Annotated in this window: 14 protein-coding genes; 6 read left to right on the forward strand and 8 right to left on the reverse strand. The window is 53.0% G+C overall.

Annotated features, from left to right (window positions below; translation table 11 throughout):
* On the forward strand, positions 1-792 hold the full coding sequence (gene ssuC / locus AC07RN_RS02675; RefSeq protein WP_012016850.1) for an aliphatic sulfonate ABC transporter permease SsuC: 792 nt from the start codon (positions 1-3) through the stop codon (positions 790-792).
* Positions 789-1,559, forward strand: a complete 771-nt coding sequence (gene ssuB, locus AC07RN_RS02680) for an aliphatic sulfonates ABC transporter ATP-binding protein (protein ID WP_478335502.1) — start codon at positions 789-791, stop codon at positions 1,557-1,559. Before ssuC ends, ssuB begins: the two co-directional genes overlap by 4 nt.
* 89 nt (positions 1,560-1,648) lie before the next feature.
* Here ssuB and pepN read toward each other — a convergent pair whose 3' ends face one another.
* Entirely contained in the window at positions 1,649-4,261 is a 2,613-nt protein-coding gene (gene pepN, locus AC07RN_RS02685; RefSeq protein WP_478335503.1) for an aminopeptidase N, read from the reverse strand.
* 264 nt (positions 4,262-4,525) lie between these two features.
* Between pepN and pncB the strand changes: the two genes are divergently transcribed.
* From pncB to AC07RN_RS02705, 4 genes are all read left to right on the forward strand, one after another.
* Entirely contained in the window at positions 4,526-5,728 is a 1,203-nt protein-coding gene (pncB, locus tag AC07RN_RS02690) for a nicotinate phosphoribosyltransferase (protein WP_478335504.1), read from the forward strand.
* A 274-nt stretch (positions 5,729-6,002) separates the two neighbouring features.
* Positions 6,003-7,403 carry an asparagine--tRNA ligase gene (gene asnS, locus AC07RN_RS02695; protein ID WP_012016846.1) on the forward strand — a complete coding sequence of 467 codons (1,401 nt, stop codon included), beginning with the start codon at positions 6,003-6,005 and terminating at the stop codon, positions 7,401-7,403.
* 607 nt (positions 7,404-8,010) lie between these two features.
* The gene (locus AC07RN_RS02700) at positions 8,011-9,099 is read left to right on the forward strand and encodes a porin (RefSeq protein ID WP_478335505.1); all 1,089 of its coding nucleotides are present in this window, start codon (positions 8,011-8,013) and stop codon (positions 9,097-9,099) included.
* 185 nt (positions 9,100-9,284) lie between these two features.
* Positions 9,285-10,475: an amino acid aminotransferase gene (locus tag AC07RN_RS02705; RefSeq protein ID WP_012016844.1), complete on the forward strand. Its 1,191-nt coding sequence runs from the start codon at positions 9,285-9,287 to the stop codon at positions 10,473-10,475.
* 51 nt (positions 10,476-10,526) lie between these two features.
* Here AC07RN_RS02705 and AC07RN_RS02710 read toward each other — a convergent pair whose 3' ends face one another.
* The 7 genes from AC07RN_RS02710 to cmoM all read right to left on the reverse strand — a co-directional run bounded on the left by AC07RN_RS02710 (position 10,527) and on the right by cmoM (position 21,181).
* The gene (locus AC07RN_RS02710; RefSeq protein WP_235135237.1) at positions 10,527-11,174 is read right to left on the reverse strand and encodes an MBL fold metallo-hydrolase; all 648 of its coding nucleotides are present in this window, start codon (positions 11,172-11,174) and stop codon (positions 10,527-10,529) included.
* A gap of 15 nt (positions 11,175-11,189) precedes the next feature.
* Positions 11,190-11,741, reverse strand: coding sequence for a peptidoglycan L,D-endopeptidase MepK (mepK, locus tag AC07RN_RS02715; RefSeq protein WP_012016842.1), 552 nt, complete (start codon positions 11,739-11,741; stop codon positions 11,190-11,192).
* 175 nt (positions 11,742-11,916) lie between these two features.
* The gene (gene ldtD / locus AC07RN_RS02720; protein ID WP_478335506.1) at positions 11,917-13,740 is read right to left on the reverse strand and encodes a L,D-transpeptidase; all 1,824 of its coding nucleotides are present in this window, start codon (positions 13,738-13,740) and stop codon (positions 11,917-11,919) included.
* Between the two features lie 180 nt (positions 13,741-13,920).
* On the reverse strand, positions 13,921-18,369 hold the full coding sequence (gene mukB, locus AC07RN_RS02725) for a chromosome partition protein MukB (protein ID WP_478335507.1): 4,449 nt from the start codon (positions 18,367-18,369) through the stop codon (positions 13,921-13,923).
* Complete coding sequence (gene mukE, locus AC07RN_RS02730; protein ID WP_012016839.1) at positions 18,369-19,073, reverse strand: chromosome partition protein MukE; 705 nt, start codon at positions 19,071-19,073, stop codon at positions 18,369-18,371. The genes mukB and mukE overlap by 1 nt, the downstream gene beginning before the upstream one ends.
* The gene (mukF, locus tag AC07RN_RS02735; protein WP_012016838.1) at positions 19,054-20,376 is read right to left on the reverse strand and encodes a chromosome partition protein MukF; all 1,323 of its coding nucleotides are present in this window, start codon (positions 20,374-20,376) and stop codon (positions 19,054-19,056) included. Before mukF ends, mukE begins: the two co-directional genes overlap by 20 nt.
* 28 nt (positions 20,377-20,404) lie before the next feature.
* Positions 20,405-21,181: a tRNA uridine 5-oxyacetic acid(34) methyltransferase CmoM gene (gene cmoM, locus AC07RN_RS02740; RefSeq protein ID WP_235135234.1), complete on the reverse strand. Its 777-nt coding sequence runs from the start codon at positions 21,179-21,181 to the stop codon at positions 20,405-20,407.
* Positions 21,182-21,261: the final 80 nt, after the last annotated feature.

Below are 21,261 nucleotides of genomic sequence, written 5' to 3' on the forward strand. Positions count from 1 at the left end.
ATGGCGAATCCATCCCGAAAATGGCTCCTGCGTCTGGCGCCCTGGTTCTTGCCCGTTGGCATTGTCATTATCTGGCAAATCGCGTCGTCTGTGGGCTGGTTGTCGAGTCGTATTCTACCCTCGCCCGAGGGCGTGGTGGAGGCGTTCTGGTCACTCAGTGCCAGCGGTGAACTGTGGCAGCATCTGGCGATCAGTTCCTGGCGTGCGGCGATTGGGTTTTCCATCGGCGGCTCGATTGGGCTGACGCTTGGCCTGATCAGCGGGTTGTCTCGCTGGGGTGAGCGCTTGCTGGATACGTCGATTCAGATGCTGCGTAACGTGCCGCATCTGGCGCTGATCCCGCTGGTGATTTTATGGTTCGGCATTGATGAGAGCGCCAAGATTTTCCTCGTCGCGCTCGGCACGTTGTTCCCCATTTATATCAACACCTGGCACGGTATCCGCAACATTGACCGGGGATTAGTGGAGATGGCGCGCAGCTACGGTTTATCGGGCTTTTCTCTGTTCATTCATGTGATTCTGCCAGGTGCCCTGCCGTCGATTATGGTGGGTGTACGTTTCGCGCTCGGCCTGATGTGGCTGACGCTGATCGTCGCGGAAACCATCTCTGCCAATTCCGGTATTGGTTACCTGGCGATGAACGCCCGTGAATTTCTGCAAACTGACGTGGTGGTGGTTGCCATCATTCTTTATGCCCTGCTTGGCAAACTCGCTGACGTCAGCGCTCAGTGGCTTGAGCGCAGCTGGCTGCGCTGGAATCCGGCCTATTCCTTGAAGGAGGCAAACGCATGAACACGGCTCGCTTAACCCAGGGAACGCCTTTATTGCTCAACGGCGTGACAAAACGCTACGGCGAGAACACGATTCTGAACGCGCTGGATCTGCATATTCCCGCCGGCCAATTTGTTGCTGTGGTCGGGCGCAGCGGCGGAGGTAAAAGTACGCTACTGCGCTTGCTTGCCGGGCTTGAAGTGCCCAACAACGGAGAACTGCTGGCCGGAAATACCCCGCTTGCCGAACTCCAGGACGACACGCGCATGATGTTCCAGGATGCTCGCCTGCTGCCCTGGAAAACGGTTATCGACAATGTCGGGCTGGGGCTAAAAGGCCACTGGCGAGACGCGGCGCGGCAAGCGCTGGCATCCGTCGGGCTCGAAAATCGCGCAGGCGAATGGCCCGCGGCGCTTTCGGGCGGACAAAAGCAGCGCGTGGCACTGGCGCGGGCGCTTATTCATCGCCCTGGCTTGCTGTTGCTCGACGAACCGCTGGGTGCCCTTGATGCCCTGACGCGTATCGAGATGCAGGATTTGATTGAATCCCTGTGGCAGGCGCACGGTTTTACCGTGCTGCTGGTCACGCATGACGTGAGTGAAGCGGTGGCGATGGCCGATCGGGTATTGTTAATCGAAGACGGGAAAATCGGGCTGGACGTGACGGTTGATATTGCTCGCCCGCGTCGTCTGGGATCGGTCCGGCTGGCAGAACTGGAAGCAGAAGTGCTGGAGCGGGTCATGAAGCGGGGAGCAACAGAACGACAGCGTATTCAGGCAAATGCCTGATGCCCTGTCCTGCGGACTCAGGACAACCATTAAAAACGGCAACCCAGGGTTGCCGTTTTGCTTTTATCGTACCGCCGAGCCTTTTAACATCAGGCCAGTGCTTTGCTGATTTTCTCGAACAGATCGCCCGACAAATTCTCCAGCCCTTTTAGCTTCTCCAGCGCTGCTCGCATTTTCTCCTGACGCTTCGCATCGTAGCGTTTCAGGCGAATCAGCGGCTCAATCAGACGCGATGCAACCTGCGGGTTGCGGCTGTTGAGCTCAGTCAGCATCTCCACCATAAACTGATAACCGCTGCCGTCTTCTGCATGGAACGCCGCCGGGTTGCTCCCGGCGAACGCGCCAATCAGCGAACGGACACGGTTTGGGTTGCTCATGGTAAAGGAGCGGTGCTTCAGCAGGTTACGGACGTTGCTCAGCACATCGGCAGACGGGCTGGTGGATTGCAGAATAAACCACTTATCCATCACCAGACCGTCCTGATGCCATTTGTCATCATACTCTTGCATCAGCGCGTCGCGGCATGGCAACTCGGCGGCAACGGCGGCACCCAACGCGGCCAGCGCATCGGTCATGTTATCGGCGTCGTGATACTGCTTGCTGACTAACGCATCGGCGAATTCGGTGTCACCAAATGCCAGATAGCGCAGACAGGTATTACGCAGCGAGCGTTTGCCGATATCCGCGTGTTCGACGCGATATTCATCTAGCCTGTTGGCGGTGTAAATCGCCAGAAACTCATCCGCCAGCTCAGTCGCAAGCGTTCTGGTCAGCGCTTCACGCACAGCGGTGATGGCAATCGGATCGATGATATCGAACAGCTCAGCGATTTCATTCGCTGAAGGCAGAGTCAGAATTTCTGCGGCCAGCGCCGGATCGATGTGTTCATCAAGCAAAATAGCGCGGAACGCATCGGCAACGTGCACCGGCAATGACAGCGGCTGGCCCTGCTGATGACGATTCACGTTCAGCTTGATATAGGTCGCCAGCAGGCTTTGTGCCGCATCCCAACGAGAGAAATCGTTGCGCGCATGACGCATCAGGAACGTCAACTGCTGGTCGCTCCATTTGTATTCCAGCTTAACCGGTGCAGAGAATTCGCACAGCAGTGCCGGAACCGGCTGGAAGTAGACGTTATCAAAGATGAACGTCTGCTCGGCCTGGGTGACGTTCAGAACGTGATGCACCGGATGACCGCCTTTTTGCAGCGGGATCACGTTTCCTTCGTTATCGTAAAGCTCGATACTGAACGGAATATGCAGCGGATGTTTTTCTTCTTGCTCAGCCGTCGGCGGCGTGCGCTGGCTGATGGTCAGCGTGTACTGCTCGGTTTCTGGATTGTAATCGTCTTTCACAGTGACAATCGGCGTCCCGGCCTGGCTGTACCAGCGGCGGAAATGCGACAGGTCAACGTTAGACGCGTCTTCCATGGCCTGCACGAAGTCATCGCAGGTGGCTGCACTGCCATCGTGACGCTCAAAGTAAAGCTGCATCCCTTTCTGGAAGTTCTCTTCGCCCAGCAACGTATGGATCATACGAATAATTTCAGAACCCTTTTCATACACCGTCAGGGTGTAGAAGTTGTTCATTTCGATCACTTTATCCGGACGAATCGGGTGCGCCATTGGGCTTGCGTCTTCAGCAAACTGCAGGCCACGCATGGTGCGCACGTTGCTGATGCGGTTAACAGCGCGTGACCCCAAGTCAGAACTGAACTCCTGATCGCGGAAAACCGTTAAACCCTCTTTCAGGCTTAACTGGAACCAGTCGCGGCAGGTCACGCGGTTGCCAGTCCAGTTATGGAAATATTCATGACCAATCACGCGCTCGATATCGAGATAATCTTTATCCGTTGCGGTGTCGGTACGCGCCAGAACGTATTTGGAGTTGAAGACGTTAAGACCTTTGTTCTCCATCGCGCCCATATTAAAGAAGTCGACGGCCACGATCATATAGATGTCGAGATCGTATTCGAGGCCAAAGCGCTCTTCATCCCACTTCATTGAATTGATCAGTGAGGTCATTGCCCACGGCGCACGATCCAGATTACCGCGATCAACAAACAGCTCCAGCGCGACATCGCGGCCAGAGCGCGTTTTGTAGGTATCGCGCAGTACATCGAAATCACCGGCCACCAGCGCAAACAGGTAACACGGTTTTGGGAACGGGTCCTGCCACTGGGTCCAGTGACGGCCATTTTCCAGCTCGCCCTGCCCTATACGGTTACCGTTAGAGAGCAGATACGGATATTTTGTTTTATCGGCAATAATTTTGGTGGTGAAGCGCGCAAGCACATCCGGGCGATCCAGATACCAGGTAATATGGCGGAAACCTTCGGCCTCACACTGGGTACAAAGTGCTTCGCCCGACTGATACAGGCCTTCCAGCGCCGTATTTGCTGCCGGGCTAATTTCGGTCACGATGCGCAGCGAGAAACGCTCTGGCAGATTGTTAAGGACCAGCTGGTTCTCTTCTTCTTTATAGTCAGACCAGGCTTCATCATTAACATGGACAGAAACCAGCGTCAGATCTTCACCATCAAGACGCAGCGGAACCGCCGTCGCGCTTTGGCGGGTCACCTGGCTTACGGCCGTCACGACGGTTTTTGTGGCATCCAGGTCAAAAGTCAGATCGATATCGCTAATCAGGTATTCCGGCGCACGGTAGTCGTGGCGGTATTTGGCTTGTGGCTGTTGTGTCATAGAAAACCTTATGCATCGTTTGTCGAATAACGAGTCAGTCTATTCCTGTTGCGCAAAACGCGCTACGCAGAATCTTCATCTTTTCAGCAACAAAACCCTTTTTTGCTACATTTGTATAACACGGGGCACGAAATGCCCTCGACCATAACGATGGCTTATGTTGTGATCGGGGTTCAATAAATCGCTAAACAAGGTATACTCCAGCGGTTTCAATAGTTGTTTATTGTACTAAACGCTCCCGTGAGAGGATGCTACGGCGCACCTATGACTCAATTCGCTTCTCCTGTTCTGCATACGTTGCTGGATACCGATGCGTATAAATTGCACATGCAGCAAGCCGTTTTTCACCATTACTACGACGTACAGGTAGCGGCCGAGTTTCGTTGCCGTGGTGATGACCTGCTCGGTATTTACGCCGACTCCATTCGTGAACAGGTCGATGCTATGCAGCATCTGGCGCTGCAGGACGACGAATACCAGTGGCTCTCTGGCCTGCCGTTCTTTAAAGCCGACTATTTAGACTGGCTGCGCGATTTCCGCTTCAACCCTGAACAAGTCACGATTACCAACGATAACGGCAAGCTGAATATCCGTCTTGCTGGCCCGTGGCGTGAAGTAATTATGTGGGAAGTGCCGCTGCTGGCGGTCATTAGCGAGATTGTGCACCGCTATCGCTCTCCCGAAATGGGCGTTGAACATGCGCTCGCGACGCTTGAAAGCAAACTCGGCGAATTCGCCCAGATGACAGAATCCGTGGACATGTCCCGTTTCCGCCTGATGGATTTTGGTACCCGCCGCCGTTTCTCACGCGAAGTACAACAAGCCATTGTCGAGCGCTTACAGCAGGAGCCGTGGTTCGTTGGCACCAGCAATTATGATTTAGCTCGCCGCCGCAATCTGACACCAATGGGAACACAAGCCCATGAGTGGTTCCAGGCGCACCAGCAAATCAGCCCCGATCTTGCCACCAGCCAACGTGCTGCGCTGGCGGCCTGGCTGGAAGAGTATCCGGATCAGCTCGGTATTGCGCTGACCGACTGTATTACCATGGACGCGTTCCTGCGCGATTTTGGTCCTGAATTTGCACAGCGCTATCAGGGCCTGCGCCATGATTCAGGGGATCCGGTTGAGTGGGGCGAAAAAGCGATCGCGCATTACAAAAAACTCGGCATTGATCCGCTGAGCAAAGTGTTGGTTTTTTCTGATAATTTGGATCTGTCTAAAGCCCTCGAGCTTTATCGCCACTTTTCATCCAGAGTGAATTTGAGCTTTGGAATTGGTACGCGTTTAACCTGCGATATCCCTCAGGTAAAACCACTGAATATCGTTATTAAGCTAGTGGAATGTAACGGTAAGCCAGTCGCCAAACTGTCTGACAGCCCAGGCAAAACCATTTGCCATGACAAAGCCTTTGTTCGCGCATTGCGTAAAGCCTTCGATCTGCCGCAAATCAAAAAAGCCAGTTAACCTGTTGGGGGCCATTCCTGGCCCCTCCCCTCATATTTTTCTCTTTTCTTCTCTATTCTCTGCGAATTCTACTTGTCTGATGGCGGATGCCAGGTAACATAGATATCCCCCCGATATGGGCGGACAAGTGTCTATACCCTAAATAATAGGGTTGCAGGAAGGCGGCAAGGGAGTGGATCCCCGGAGCTTACATAAGTAAGAACGAGCGCAGCCAACCCACATGCAACCTGAAGTATGACGGGTATTTTTTCCGACTATTAACAGAGAGATTATTATGAGCGTTGTGCCTGTAGCCGACGTACTCCAGGGCCGCGTCGCCGTTGACCAAGAAGTCACCGTGCGCGGATGGGTGCGTACTCGCCGAGATTCTAAAGCTGGCATCTCCTTCCTCGCCGTCTATGACGGTTCCTGCTTTGATCCTGTACAGGCCGTCATTAATAATTCTCTGCCCAATTACAATGACGACGTTCTGCACCTGACGACCGGTTGCTCCGTCATCGTTACGGGCGTTGTGGTCGCTTCCCCGGGTCAAGGCCAGAGCTTTGAACTGCAGGCGACGGCAATTGAAGTCACTGGCTGGGTTGAAGATCCTGACACCTACCCAATGGCTGCTAAACGCCATAGCATTGAGTATCTGCGTGAAGTCGCTCACCTGCGCCCGCGCACCAACATGATCGGCGCCGTGGCCCGTGTGCGCCACACTCTGGCGCAGGCCCTGCATCGCTTCTTTGATGAGCAGGGTTACTTCTGGGTTTCCACCCCACTGATTACCGCATCAGATACCGAAGGTGCGGGCGAAATGTTCCGCGTTTCAACATTAGATCTGGAAAACTTACCGCGTACGCCTGAAGGCAAAGTCGATTTCGACAAAGACTTCTTTGGTAAAGAAGCATTCCTGACCGTATCCGGCCAGTTGAACGGCGAAACTTACGCCTGTGCGCTGTCAAAGATCTATACCTTCGGCCCTACTTTCCGCGCGGAAAACTCTAACACCAGCCGCCACCTGGCGGAGTTCTGGATGCTTGAGCCAGAAGTGGCTTTCGCGAACCTGAACGATGTTGCAGGTCTGGCAGAAGCGATGCTGAAGTACGTCTTCAAAGCGGTTCTGGAAGAACGTGCTGATGACATGAAATTCTTCGCTGAGCGTGTCGACAGCGATGCGGTTGCACGTCTGGAGCGTTTCGTCTCCGCTGATTTCGCTCAGGTGGATTACACCGACGCGGTGGCTATTCTGGAAAAATGCGGAGAGAAATTCGAGAACCCGGTTTATTGGGGCGTGGATTTATCTTCCGAACACGAACGTTATCTGGCTGAGAAACACTTTAAAGCTCCGGTCGTGGTGAAAAACTATCCGAAAGACATTAAGGCCTTCTATATGCGCCTTAACGAAGACGGGAAAACCGTCGCCGCAATGGACGTTCTTGCACCAGGCATCGGTGAAATCATCGGTGGTTCCCAGCGTGAAGAGCGTCTGGACGTGCTGGACGCACGTATGGAAGAGATGGGTCTGAACCCGGCAGATTACAGCTGGTATCGCGACCTTCGTCGTTACGGCACCGTGCCACACTCAGGCTTTGGTCTGGGCTTCGAACGTCTGATCGCCTATGTCACCGGTGTTCAGAACGTACGTGACGTAATCGCCTTCCCAAGAACGCCGCGCAACGCCAGTTTCTAATATCTAAATTAATAACGGTCAGCAATTGCTGACCGTTATTTTATTCTGCAGTGTCAATTAATGTCAGTCAAAAGTCAGCGTTTCTAAAGTGCAACCCCGTCATTTCCCCTAGCTGTTACGTTTTATTTCCACGAAATATCCATGTACAAAAAATAAACCGCATTCTTATTGCGTCTAATCACGAATCATTGCATTAGCACAAATTTCAATCAAAAACACAGACGTTCAGACGGCTAATGTTGACAATAAGAAAAACAGGGTTGTTTAGGTTCTGTTGATATGAAACGCCTTTATTGAAATTAAATATAAGCAATTCATATATATAGCAATGCGCCAGTCTTTTTATTCAGCAATCAGTTCTGAAATTTGAGGTGGTTCACAAAGTTCCAGTAAATTCACATTTAGTTACACATAATTGCTTTTTGTTACTCAATCTTTATATTTGTAGCACTTTCAGGCTAGCGAAACGGTTCTTTGAATGGAAAGATGCCTGTCAGATACATAAAGACACCAAACTCTCATCAATAGTTCCGGAAATATTTATTGACAGAATTTATTGAGGGCAGTGGCGAGTGTCATAAAAAAAAACCAATGAGGGTAATAAATAATGATGAAGCGCAATATCCTGGCAGTGGTTATCCCTGCCCTGCTGGTAGCCGGTGCAGCAAACGCTGCAGAAATCTATAACAAAAGCGGCAACAAACTGGATCTTTACGGAAAAGTTGTAGGTGAGCATGATTTCGTTACCTCTGGTGACAACACCAACAACAATGACAACACCTACGCTCAGATTGGTTTTAAAGGCGAAACTCAGATCAACAACGATCTGACTGGTTATGGTCAATGGGAATACCGTGCTCTGGCAAGCCAAGCAGAAAGCTCTCAGTCTCAGCGTACTCGTCTGGCATTCGCTGGTCTGAAAGCAGGTGATGCTGGTTCCATCGATTATGGCCGTAACTACGGTATCGTATACGATGTTGAAGGTCTGACCGATATGGCTCCATCATTCTCCGGTATGACTTGGGCTAACTATTCTGACAACTTCATGACTGGCCGTACCACTGGCGTTCTGACATACCGCAACACTGACTTCTTCGGTCTGGTTGATGGTCTGAGCGTGGGTCTGCAGTATCAGGGCAAAAACGAACGTGACGATGTTAAAACGTCAAACGGTGACGGTTTTGGTACTTCTGTGGGTTATGAATTCGGCGAAGGTTTCGGCCTGATCGGTGCATACAGCAACTCTGACCGTACTAACGCTCAAGAACTGGATGGCAACGGTAAGAAAGCTGAAGCATGGGCTGTTGGTGCTAAATACGATGCGAACAACATCTACCTGGCAACGGTTTATGCTGAAACTCGCAACATGACCCGTGAAGCTGACGGTGACTTCGCTAACAAAACTCAGAACTTTGAAGCAATCGCACAGTACCAGTTCGACTTTGGTCTGCGTCCATCCCTTTCTTACGTTCAGTCTAAAGGCAAAAACCTGGCTCAACGTGGCACCTTCACAGGCGGCGATGCTGACCTGCAGAAATACGTTGAAATCGGTGCAACTTACTACTTCAATAAAAACTTCAACATCTTCGTTGATTATCAGTTGAACCTTATTGACGATACTGACTACTCTCGCTCTGCTGGTATCGTAAATGGTAAAGACGACCAGGTTGCAATGGCTGTAACTTACCAGTTCTAATAAGCAGCCCTCTCTGCTAAATGCCTAGAAAACAGGACTTCGGTCCTGTTTTTTTTATGTCTGAAAGCAATAAATGGCGACTTTTGAAAAGGCGCACGCTTTTTGTCGCAAACGGTTGGCATTTTGTAGATCAACCGTTAACCTGATAGCGGATTTCACTTCTGTAATCACAATGGAACCTCGTCATGTTTGAGAACATTACCGCTGCCCCTGCCGACCCAATCCTGGGCCTGGCCGATCTGTTTCGTGCTGATGACCGCCCTTCAAAAATTAATCTGGGTATTGGTGTCTATAAAGATGAGACCGGCAAGACTCCGGTTCTGACCAGTGTTAAAAAAGCCGAGCAGTATCTGCTGGAAAACGAAAACACCAAAAATTACCTCGGCATTGATGGTATTCCGGAATTTGGTCATTGCACTCAGGAACTGCTGTTTGGCAAAGGCAACGCGATTATCAGCGATAAACGTGCTCGCACAGCGCAAACGCCTGGCGGTACTGGCGCACTGCGCGTCGCGGCGGATTTCCTTGCGAAAAACACCTCAGCCAAGCGCGTCTGGGTAAGTAACCCGAGCTGGCCGAACCATAAAAGCGTGTTTAATTCCGCAGGTCTGGAAGTGTGTGAATACGCCTATTATGACGCGGCAAATCACACCCTGGATTTTGACGGCCTGCTGGCAAGCCTGAATGATGCGCAAGCGGGTGACGTGGTTCTGTTCCATGGCTGCTGCCACAACCCTACCGGTATCGATCCTACGCTTGAGCAGTGGGAAACGCTGGCAAAACTGTCTGCTGAAAAAGGCTGGCTGCCGCTGTTCGACTTCGCCTACCAGGGCTTTGCTCGCGGCCTGGAAGAAGACGCCGAAGGCCTGCGCGCCTTTGCTGCGCTGCATCAGGAGCTGATTGTTGCAAGTTCCTATTCCAAGAACTTTGGCCTGTACAATGAGCGCGTAGGTGCTTGTACGCTGGTTGCGTCTGACGAGCAAACCGTTGACCGCGCCTTTAGCCAGATGAAATCCGTTATTCGTGCTAACTACTCGAACCCACCGGCGCACGGCGCTTCCGTGGTCGCGACGATTCTCAGCAATGACGCGCTGCGTGCCATCTGGGAACAAGAGCTAAACGATATGCGCCAGCGCATCCAGCGTATGCGTCTGCTGTTCGTGAATACTCTGGCGGAGAAAGGCGCAGATCGCGATTTTAGCTTCATCATCAAGCAGAACGGGATGTTCTCGTTTAGCGGCTTGACCAAAGAGCAGGTTCTGCGTCTGCGTGAGGAGTTCGGTGTCTACGCCGTTGCTTCTGGTCGCGTCAACGTTGCGGGTATGACGCCGGACAACATGGCGCCACTGTGCGAAGCGATTGTCGCTGTACTATAAGCTTCGATAGATAAAAATAAAGCCCGCTGATGCGGGCTTTTTTATTCGTCTTTACCAGACAGGCATTTCATCCTGCAGGAACGGATTGTGCAAACGTTCATATCCTAGCGTCGACATCGGTCCATGCCCCGCGATAAACGTTACGTCGTCGCCCAACGGCAACAGCTTCTGTTTAATCGACTGAATTAACTGTCCGTGATCGCCGCGTGGAAAATCGCTGCGTCCTACGCCACCTTTGAAAATCACGTCGCCTGAGATCAGCAAACGCGATTGGTCATCAAAGAAGACGATATGCCCCGGCGTGTGGCCCGGGCAATGCAATATCTGTAACGTCACATTCCCAACGTTCACGCTTTCGCCCTCATTTAGCCAACGATCGGGTGTCAAGGGTAGACACTCATCGAGACCAAACATGCGGCTTTGGGCGGGCAACCCTTGCAGCCAGAACTCATCTTCTTTTTCCGGTCCAATGACCGGCACACCGTAATGTTGCGCCAGTTCAGCCGCCGCCCCCACATGATCAAGGTGACCATGGGTTAGCAAAATCTGCATCAACGTCACGCCGGACGCTGCGACTTCTTGCTTGATCTTCTCAGCATCTCCGCCGGGATCGACAAGCGCGGCCAGTTTGGTTTGTTCACACCAGATAAGCGAACAGTTCTGGGAGAACGCAGTTACCGGAATAATACGATAGTTCATACTGCTCCTTCATTATTACCAGTGCCGATTTGGCCCGGTATCAATATGCACAAAGTTGCTACGTGGGTAATATCCTACACCACCTGCGCGCAGAGATAACGCGGCTTTGCGTACATTGGCTAATGAAATGCCTTCAATATGAAAATCCATCGCCTGCCCTTTCGTGTGATAACTTTTTTTAGCTACCCCACGGCTATGAGCTCGCAGTTCATTATTGGTATCGAGCGAACGATAACCAGAAACGAGTTGCACGGGCTTACGCGTTCCAAGCAATCCCTGAAGGCGAAAAAGCTGATCAAATAATCCTGGATCGATGGCTTTTATTTTATTCGCGCGATAGTCACGGAAAAAATGGTTAAGTTTTGCTAATTCATCCTGAATATAGCCTCTGCCATCGAAAAACTCCGCCTTAATTGACTCACCGGTGTGCAGGTTGTTTAAAGTCAAAATACGCGGACGAGGTGTCGAGAGGGTGGCAAATGCTGGCGTAGGCAAGATGGCCGCTGCGCCGAGCGCAACACCACCTAACGCCAGCAGTTTGCGGCGATTAGCGTCAAATTTGTCCATGGTAATCAGGTCTACAGGTCAATGTTATCGTAAATATGCTTAGCGCACGAAGGGCACCTTAACTGGCTCAACAGCCTGCGTCAAGGCGCCCAACCCCAGTAAACACGGGGCTTGCAGCGATTTAGCCCCATCTTCACCATAACTTACGACAATCATTTTTCCCGAACTACTTCATTTACCTGATTAATTGTTCAGCTTTTGGCAAAATTTGTGCGCCTGATCGCGCGGTGAGATCATAATTGTAAATATCTGTACGATACTGAGTACGCCCATCTTCGCCAACAAACGCAGTCAGATAGTAAAGGTTAACCGGAATATTGTGTCGAATATTAACGTAGCGCGTATTCCCCTCTTTGAGGGTGTCGGAAATCCGTGTGTCGTTCCACCCCGCATCGCCCAACAACATATTTGCCAGTTCAGACGCTTTATTCACGCGCACACAGCCGGAACTCAGCGCGCGTGCATCCTTCTGGAACAAGTTATGGTTCGGCGTATCGTGCAGATAGATCGCATCCGAGCTCGGCATATTGAATTTGTACCGGCCTAGCGAATTGCGCTCACCCGGCGCTTGCTGGAAGCGGAATGGCAGGTTTGACGGCGTAATCGTTGCCCAGTCAACCTGATACGGATCGATCGCCTGGCTGCTGTTCCAGCCGCGCATCACGGTATAGCCGTGACGTTCCAGGTAGCCTGGGTCATCCCACAACTTCGGCAGAATATCTTTGCGCGCCAGCGTTGGCGGGACATTCCATGGCGGATTGACGACCACATTGTTCAGCGCGCTGCTCATCATCGGCGTTTTACGATCCGGGCGTCCAACGATGACGCGTGACGCCAGAACTTCACTGCCATTCTGGTAATACACCAGCGAATAAGCCGGTATGTTCACCATTATGCCAGTAGAGAGTGTTCCTGGAAGCAGTCTCAGACGCTGAATATTGAGTGCCAAAACCCCTGCTCGCTGCGCCGGAGAGACATTTAACCAGTCGCGCGTTGATGGGCCAATTACGCCATCTGCGCCTAAACCTTGCGTCATCTGGAAGGTTTTGACTGCCGCCACCAGTTCGCGATCGTATGCCGCGGGTTTACCGGTCGGTAGCGCGGCTTTTACTTCAGGCGCAGGTGCGGATGGGCTAACCACGACGCCTTGCGGATCATCACCGGGGAGTGCAATTTTCGGTTCTGCCCCTGTTGCGCCTGAACGCAACAGAATTTCACGCAATGCAGGCACATCGCTGCTCCATTGACCCGGTCGCAGCGTGGCGGTACCGCGCAGTTGCGGCCACGGTCGCGTATCGGCCACCAGCTTCAGTAATGACTGATGCATCGTGGCATATTGCGGGTGTGCTGGCGCAAGGCTGGCAATAAAACGCGGTAAGGTTCCCTGATCCAGTGCCAGTTGCCACTGGTTAATCACGGAGAGCGCAGGTGTCGCTAATTTGTAGGCTTTATCGCTATAAAGCCAACGGTTGCCATTAACCGTAATCCCGGCGACAAACTGAAGATAACCCATCATGGCGTCGGAGAGTACGATATCCCGCGCCATTCCGGTGACAGCTGGATCGGTCAACAGCTCAACCCAGGCGGTAAATTGTGGTTGAAAACCCGCAATCGCTACCTCGGCCAGTTGCTGCTGGAAAGCGCGCACAGCATCGCGGTCTTCCCACATCGGCTTCATGTCGCGCGCGGCATACAGCAATGTAAGTTGACTGGTATACGCGGGTGTATAACCCGACGGCAGCTCGGACTGCAACTGCTGGTGCAGGGCTGCGGTATCGACACCGGCTGGCAAAAGTTTAATACCTGCCATAATGGCTGTGGCGGGAGACTGTTCCAGTGGTTGCGACAGCGAAGTTGGCTGCGTGCCCATCGTCGCGGAGCTATCAACCGGAACCACTTCAGGCTCATCGGCCTGCGCGTTAAACAGTGGAGCGAATATTACGGTCAGGCACACAGTCAGTGCTGATAGCTGACAACCACGGATTTTCTTTAGCAACATCCCTTGCCCCCTGTTTTCTTACGACTTGCCCACAACACTGGGGCTATTCTTAATTATAGAAAGGCATATACGCTGTTGCCTGACCTTATGTAAAGAAGTTTAAAGATAACGTAGTCTGGAATACAAGTTAAACAAATAAAAAGGGCGACACCAGAGTGCCGCCCTTTTCGTCAAAGCGCCTTACGACGCGTCAGCTGCTTCGGGTAATGATTCTGGCGGTTGCGGTGCAAAGCCGCGCAGACCCACGACATGAACATGCTCAGTATTCTGGAATACTTTACGCACCAGCTTATAGGTTGTGCCTTTCTCAGGGCTGATGTTTTCTGGCGCAGCGATGATCAGCTGCATGCCCAGACGATCGCACAGCTCGAACAGCGTAGCGATAGATCGCGCATCCAGTCGCGCGGCCTCATCGAGGAACAGCAGACGGCAAGGCGAAATATCTTTCCCGCGCAGGCGACGCGATTCGTCTTCCCAGCTCTGCACAACCATCACCAGAATCGACATCCCGGTACCGATCGCTTCCCCGGTCGACAACGCACCGGATTCGGCACGCAGCCAGCCGTCGGAGCCGCGGTTAACCTCAACTTCCATTTCCAGATAGTTGCGGTAATCCAGCAGTTCTTCACCGATAGTTTGTGGCGTACGCTGCCCCATATCGATCTGTGGATTGAGGCGCTGATAGAGTTTGGCCAGCGCTTCAGAGAAGGTCAGACGATTGCTGTTGAACAGATCCTGGTGTTGCTCATGCTGTTCTGAAAGCACATCCAACAGCGTAGCGTGAGCTTCGCGGACGTTAACGTTCAGACGCACGCTGTTCACCTGGCCAAACGACACGCTTTGCAGCCCCTGGTTGAGCATCCGAATACGGTTCTGCTCGCGCTGGATCGTTTTCCGAATAATATTCGCCACGCTGCGAGAGCTAATCGCCAGCGTCTGTTCACGAGACGTCAGCTCTTCGGTCAGACGGCCCAGCTCGATCTCCATTTGCTCAATAGCTTCGACCGGATCGTCCGTGCGGATAATATCCTGGCGGATACGCTCGCGCAGGTGCTGATACACTGCCACAAAGAACTGAATTTTACGTTCCGGACGTTTTGGATCTTCTGACATGCGCAGCACGTCGCGCAGATGTTCGTTGTCCGCCACTGCAGGGCGCAGCGCACCTAATGCCTTATCCGACATGGAACGCAGCTCATCGCCGGAAAGGTACGCCAGCTCACGGCGATGCAGACGGCGCTCAACGCCACTGTCTTTCACCAGACGCATCACCGCACACCATCCCGCTTTTGCGGTCACAACCTGCTCGCGCATTTCGTGATAATCACGTTCCAGCTTGCGCAGGCGACGGGTGAGATTATCCATCTCCGCTTCACACAGAGTCAGGGCTTTTTCCAGCTGATTACGACGTGAACGGTTATTGCTCAACTGGCTGTGCAGCTCATCACGACGAATACGCGCCCGCTCTTCAGCCCCGCTATCCGCACGCACACCGATATCCTGGAGCTCTTTTTGTAGATCGGTTAATAGCTCTTTTTTGGTATCAAATGAGCTTTTCAGCGACGCCAGAACCTGGCCATATTGGTTCAGTTGAGCCGCATGACTGCGCAAAGCGTCACGCGTACGGCTACGTTCTGTTTCCGCCTGCTCCAGACGATGACGCAGTTTTTCGTTGAGATCACTGTTACCGCTCAGCATTTCCGCTGAGTCGCTATAGCCAAAGTGAGCTCGGCGCTGCACTACTTCAGCCAGTGCAAACGCCTGCTGACGCGCATCACGCTGCACCTGCTGAGAATACGCGTAGTCTTCTTTCAGCTGTTCAAACTGTTCCGGGTCGCTTTGCAGAACGGACAATACCGGCTCAAGTTTCGCCAGTTGATTCCCATGCTGCTGGACAAAGCGAGCAGCTTCCTGCGCTTCATCCAGGCGTTCCTGAATTTCATCTACGCGGTCAGCGAGCGTGTCATCGGCCAGCAGATTCAGGCGCGGCAGGATGCGGTTAAGTGCTGCTACGCCCTCTTTCGCCTGTTCGAACTGAACGCGACTCTGCTGATTGTCGTTTTCATGAAGGCTTATCGCACGCTCAAGCTCACCGCGACGGGTGTTGAGCTTGCGGATCTCCGCTTCTGGATCGGGCTCGAACGCGACAGCGACGTGGCTACCGATAAAACGACTGAACGACTGGTGTAAACGCTGGGTTTTCTGCACGTCAAAGGATAACGTCGCGAAGCGCTCAGAAAGCGTTTCACGTTCCGCATGCAGACTTTCGATACGGTTTTCGCGCGCGGCACGACCAAACAGCGGCAGCGTTGGGAAACGGGAATAGCGCCACTGACGATCGGCGATTTTCACCACGACGGCTTTTTCAAGCTCATCGACGCTAAAGACGCTGTCATCAAAGGACTGCGGATCGCCTTCGATCAGATAGAGATCTTCCGGGCAATCTTCCAGGCCTTCGAGCTGGTCGGCGATCAGGGACAAGTCCGGTACAACGATGGCATTGCGGGATGGGCCGTAAAGCGCAGAGAAGTACGGCGCATCGTCCAGGCTCACGTCATCATAAATTTCAGAAAGCAGCACGCCGCCAAAACGTTCAGCGAGCGCATTGAGGCGAGAATCTTCCGCGCCGCCGGGCTGGCTTAAGCGCTCAATTTCTTCGTCAATGGCACGTTTACGCGCGCCAACTTCATCGCGTTCAACAATCGCTTCACGCTCGCGTTCCAGCAGTTGTTGCAAATATTCAGTGACATCCTGGCTGGATTCAAACTCTTCGCCGCACTGCTCGCTGAGCTGATTGAGGCTACTTTGCGCGGCTAACCAGACTGGTGCACGTTGCAGCAGTTTCTGAGTGCGTGACTGAAGTTGCTCCAGCTCCTGTCGCAGCGACATCCGTTGCTCACCGGCGTTTGAAACGCTGTCAGAAAGAGAGGCAATACGGGCTTCGAGTTCCTGATGCAGGGCTTCCAGATCGTCAATATCGACACGTTTTCCGTAACGCTTGCAGAATTCAGCCAGCAGACGATCGGCTTCCTGCTGTTCACGAAGACGCTGTTCCAGTTCGTTCAGGCGCATACGCAACGGCTGAACCTGTTCAGCCAGATGGCGCTGGTTTACACCGTCACGCAGAAGTTCACGTGCGACTTCCCACGCATCGCTTCGCGCCAACGGGCCGTTGATCGCGGTGACCAACTGGTAAGCCTGTTCGAACTGGCTGTGCGCAGTTTGCGCCACGCTCATTTTCTGATCGAGAGAGAGTAATTTATCTGTCGCTTCTTGCTGTTTAGCCTGGAAAGTCTCCAGCCATTCGTCCGCGCTTTCTGGCGTTAGATCCGGAAGATGGCACAGCTCTTTCGCGCGCTGCAACGCTTGCAGCGCCTGGGTGTACTGGATCGCACGCGTTTGCTGAACATCTAGCGCCTGCTGATAGTCGGCAAGCTGGTTTTTCAGCTCATCCACTTCCAGCTCAGCGGCTTCGGCGCGCGCTTCGTTCTCTTCCTGCATCTCGGTGGCTTCGGCCACCACTTCATTTTGTTCTTCGAGACGAATCTGCAGCTCATCGAGATCAGATTCGTAACGCTCGATTTTTTCCTGCTGACGCAGTGCGGTTTGCACCAAATTCAGGTGATCGCTGGCCGCCTGATAATCGGCTTCCAGATCGCCTTCTGCACCGTTTTGTTCGCCCAGTTCACGCGCCATCTCAACGTGTTTATACTGCTCTGCCACCAGCTGTTTACGCGAGGTGAACAGCTCGCGGCGATATTCAAGCGCCTTATCCAGATGAATCCGACGCTCATTCGCGTGGCGCATATAATCCGCCGCCACGTAGTTGGTCGCTTCACTGATCAGGTGCTTAAACAGGTCGCGGTCAGACTGGGTGACGCGAATGGCTTCCAGCGTCATGCGGTTTTCACGCAGCGCGGCTTCCATATCCTGGAAAGCTTTACGTACGCCACTGTTTTCCGGCAACAGGTAATCGCGCAACGAGCGGGTGATGGCGCTGGAAATACCGCCATACAAAGAGGCTTCAATCAGGCGATAGTATTTGCTACGGTCCGAGGCACTGCGCAGACGACGCGCAACAATGCCCAGATCGAACATCAGTGAGTGGTAATCGGTAATCGAGTTGAACTGTTTGAACTGAACCCCTTCGATCTCCTCAAGCTTCTCTTTCAGTTCCTGGAGAGAGAGGACTCGCGCCTGGCGGTCGTTCAGCGTTTCCGTCAGCATTGCGGTTGGCTGAACGGAGGTCGGCAAACCTTGAATCGCGAACGGTTTGATGTCCACTTTACGGTCACGGCCCGCGACCTGTTGCAAGCGAACACCCACCACTACGCGCTGGTGACGGGAGTTGATGACATCCAGAACGGAATAACAGACGCCAGCTTTCAGCTTACCGTGCAGACCTTTATCACGTGAGCCGCTCGTGGCCCCCGCTTCAGTGGTGTTACGAAAGTGCAGCAGCGTCAAATCGGGAATCAGCGCCGTAACAAACGCCGCCATGGTGGTGGATTTACCCGCACCGTTACCCCCGGAGAGCGTTGTAACCAGCTCATCCAGATCAAAGGTTCGGGCAAAGAAACCATTCCAGTTAATCAGCGTCAGTGAACGAAATTTACCACGTTCAATCATTACTCTTCCTCCCCGCTTTCCGTCTGACTCTCTTCAGGCTCGTCATTGAGCTGCAAATGGTTTTCGACCGGCATGGCTTCACCGTCACGGATCATGCGCAGCTGCGCTTCACGCGGATCGTCGCCCGCACGCACATCAGCACCAAAGCGGAAAACCGCTTCTGTGATACGGAATTTGCTGCTGTCATGCCCCATAAACCACACCATGCCGAGACGACGCAGACGGCTCAGGGAAGAGCGCACTTTTTCCTGTAATTTCTGACGATCGAGATCTGAACCGGTGGAACGATTATTCACCAGCTTCAGCAACTTGCCCTCTTCTGCCAGGGTCAGCAGCTCATCGTACAGCTCTTGCTGGGTGAAAATCCCCTCGTTGGCCAGACGCTCAGGGCTGAGATAGAGATAGCAAAGAATTTTGCCCACCATCATATCCAGCTCAGAGAGAACCGAACGCGGGATCAACGTGGTTGAGCGCGGGCGCAGATAGAAGAAACCTTCCGGCGCGCGGATCAGCTCCACGTTATAGCGGGCGTAAAACTCTTCCAGATACTCCTGGAAATCCATCAGAAAGGCGTGATTATCCAGTTCATCAAGCCCAATGTGGCGACCGGCACGCAATTGGCTATCCAGCGCCGGAAATAACGGATTCGCCAGCGCCTGGGCCAGCTTAACTGGCATCATTTGTTCAATATTTGTCAATGACATGCGCCTGTACCTTGGCTCCGTAATCGTTAATCGGCTGCCATTTTGGCGGCAGTCCGGTGAAATCTGCTTGCGCGACGCCCAGACGCACGGCCTGGTCGACGACGATGCGGGCAATATCGAAATGGCGCGCACGCGGGTATTGCACCAGATAGTCGCGCACCACGAGACCAAGATCTAGCGGCACTTGTCTGGATTTATAGACTGCCAGCTGTTCTTCGATCATGGCCGCAAGCTGTTCACGAATTTCGTTGAACTCTTCAAACTCCAGATCCGGCGGCAGTTCACCGGTGACCTCTTCATCGCGAAGCGTCATCTCTTCGTCACGCATGTCCAGCAGACGGTCGGCATTGGCGTAGGTCAGCGCCCATGGCGCATCGAAATAGGTTTGTACCGACTGACGCAGACGCTGCGCGAACACACGGTTTTTATCCATATCAATCGCGGTACGGATAAATTTATGTACGTGACGGTCATAGCCGATCCACAGGTCAATCGACTGTTGACCCCAGCTGATAATACGGTCGAGTTTACTTTGCAGATCGAACACCAGCTTGTCGACGAAATGCAGATTGTCATGCGCCATCGTCGCATCCTGGATGCGCAACAAATTGGCCTGGAGCTTATCGCCTGCTGCTTCCAGCGTATCCTGCAGTTCTCGCAGCGTACCGGAGGTTTCTGACAATAAAAGTTCACAGCTGGAGATCGCGGCACGCCAGTCTTTATTAAGCAACTGCGCGATGTCGTCTTTCACCTGCTGTTGCTGCTCATCCATCAAGCGCTGGGTCAGATCGATGCTGTCAAAAATCTCGGCGACAGAGTATTTCAGCGGAGCATAAACATTGCGATGCCAGTGGAATTCATCTCCATTTTCATCCGCCGCATCCGCTGCACGCTTGAGTTCGTCCGCAACGATCGACAGCTGCATGGAAAGGCGCAGCGTAGAAAACTCGCGCTGACGAATGTAATAATCCGTGATGCCGATGCCCAGAGGCGTCAAACGATAAATGGCGTTGCCTTCGGCCTGCTCGCTGGTAAAGCGGTTCAGCAGACGTTGACGCACCATATCGTTAATTGCGTTGTTGGCACGCACGCTAATGGTTTCGCTGGTTTGCTCAAACGCATCACTCACATGGCGGAAGGCATCCACCAGTTCACCCTCGCTCATTTCACCATCCAGGCGCTCGCCGTTCAGCGTGGCAATAGCCAGCAGAAAAGAGAGTCTGTCGACCGGCAGCGCGATGGAGAAATCGTTTTTTCTGGCCCAGGCAACCAGTTCGGGGACTGTCTGGGAAAAATCACTCATAGGTTTTCCTTGCATCTGCGGTGTAAGCCTAACTGTCCAGGCTTTTAATCGCGGTGACGTGTATATAGCGGCCAAGGCTCACAAACGGCTCCTGGCGGCAATACCGCGTTTCTATTTCTGTTAAGGCGTCCAGACATTCATGCTGTTTTTGTTTATCGCGCAGATAATCATGAAACACCCTGACGCCCGTTTTGCCGGTAATTTCCCAGCCAATCTCCTCCAGCCAGCCATAGACTTGCTGGGGATCGCGCGGAAAATCTGGCGAAAGCGTGCGTCGTTTCTTTTTATACATGCCCTGCTGCACATAACCGAAATTGCCCACCAGCACATTGCGCATCAATAGGCCATTGGCATTGTAGAACATCAGCGACAGTGCGCCGCCGGGGCTTAGCACAGTCCACAGCGTGTTTAACATAGCTTGCGGTTCAGCGACCCATTCAAGCACCGCGTGAAACAATATCAGATCAACCTGCGTTTCCAAATGCTGGGCAATGTCCTGAGCGGCGCAATGTATAAAATGCATGTTGTCGCTCACACCTTTCTCGTGTGCCGCGCGTTTCGCGCGTGCGACCATCTCAGCGGAAAGATCGCAAAACGTCACGTGATGACCGCGCTCGGCCATTAAAATGGCCGTCTGACCTTCACCGCCGCCGGCATCGAGAACGCGCAACTTTCGGCTACCGTAGGTGGCAAGCAGCGTATCCAGATCCTGCCAGAGGATCGTCTGACGCAACTGCCCTTTGGTGGTGCCGTAAATATTGCGCGAAAACTTTTCCGCGATGTCATCGAAATTGCGATCCCGCATTGGGAGAGTTCCACCCGCTACCAGCAAAACCGCTATTTTGTCACACCCGCGCGGATAATGAACCTCTCTGGTGTAATATC

Source organism: Lelliottia sp. GFLA7, assembly GCF_056490165.1.

Bases quoted from the DNA above. Each gene is read 5' to 3' on its own strand.
- ssuC (WP_012016850.1), top strand. From the start codon at position 1: ATGGCGAATCCATCCCGAAAATGGCTCCTGCGTCTGGCGCCCTGGTTC.
- ldtD (WP_478335506.1), bottom strand. From the start codon at position 13,740: ATGTTGCTAAAGAAAATCCGTGGTTGTCAGCTATCAGCACTGACTGTG.
- mepK (WP_012016842.1), bottom strand. From the start codon at position 11,741: ATGGACAAATTTGACGCTAATCGCCGCAAACTGCTGGCGTTAGGTGGT.
- AC07RN_RS02700 (WP_478335505.1), top strand. From the start codon at position 8,011: ATGATGAAGCGCAATATCCTGGCAGTGGTTATCCCTGCCCTGCTGGTA.
- mukB (WP_478335507.1), bottom strand. From the start codon at position 18,369: ATGATTGAACGTGGTAAATTTCGTTCACTGACGCTGATTAACTGGAAT.
- mukF (WP_012016838.1), bottom strand. From the start codon at position 20,376: ATGAGTGATTTTTCCCAGACAGTCCCCGAACTGGTTGCCTGGGCCAGA.
- mukE (WP_012016839.1), bottom strand. From the start codon at position 19,073: ATGTCATTGACAAATATTGAACAAATGATGCCAGTTAAGCTGGCCCAG.
- asnS (WP_012016846.1), top strand. From the start codon at position 6,003: ATGAGCGTTGTGCCTGTAGCCGACGTACTCCAGGGCCGCGTCGCCGTT.
- AC07RN_RS02710 (WP_235135237.1), bottom strand. From the start codon at position 11,174: ATGAACTATCGTATTATTCCGGTAACTGCGTTCTCCCAGAACTGTTCG.
- AC07RN_RS02705 (WP_012016844.1), top strand. From the start codon at position 9,285: ATGTTTGAGAACATTACCGCTGCCCCTGCCGACCCAATCCTGGGCCTG.
- ssuB (WP_478335502.1), top strand. From the start codon at position 789: ATGAACACGGCTCGCTTAACCCAGGGAACGCCTTTATTGCTCAACGGC.
- pepN (WP_478335503.1), bottom strand. From the start codon at position 4,261: ATGACACAACAGCCACAAGCCAAATACCGCCACGACTACCGTGCGCCG.
- pncB (WP_478335504.1), top strand. From the start codon at position 4,526: ATGACTCAATTCGCTTCTCCTGTTCTGCATACGTTGCTGGATACCGAT.
- cmoM (WP_235135234.1), bottom strand. From the start codon at position 21,181: ATGCGGGATCGCAATTTCGATGACATCGCGGAAAAGTTTTCGCGCAAT.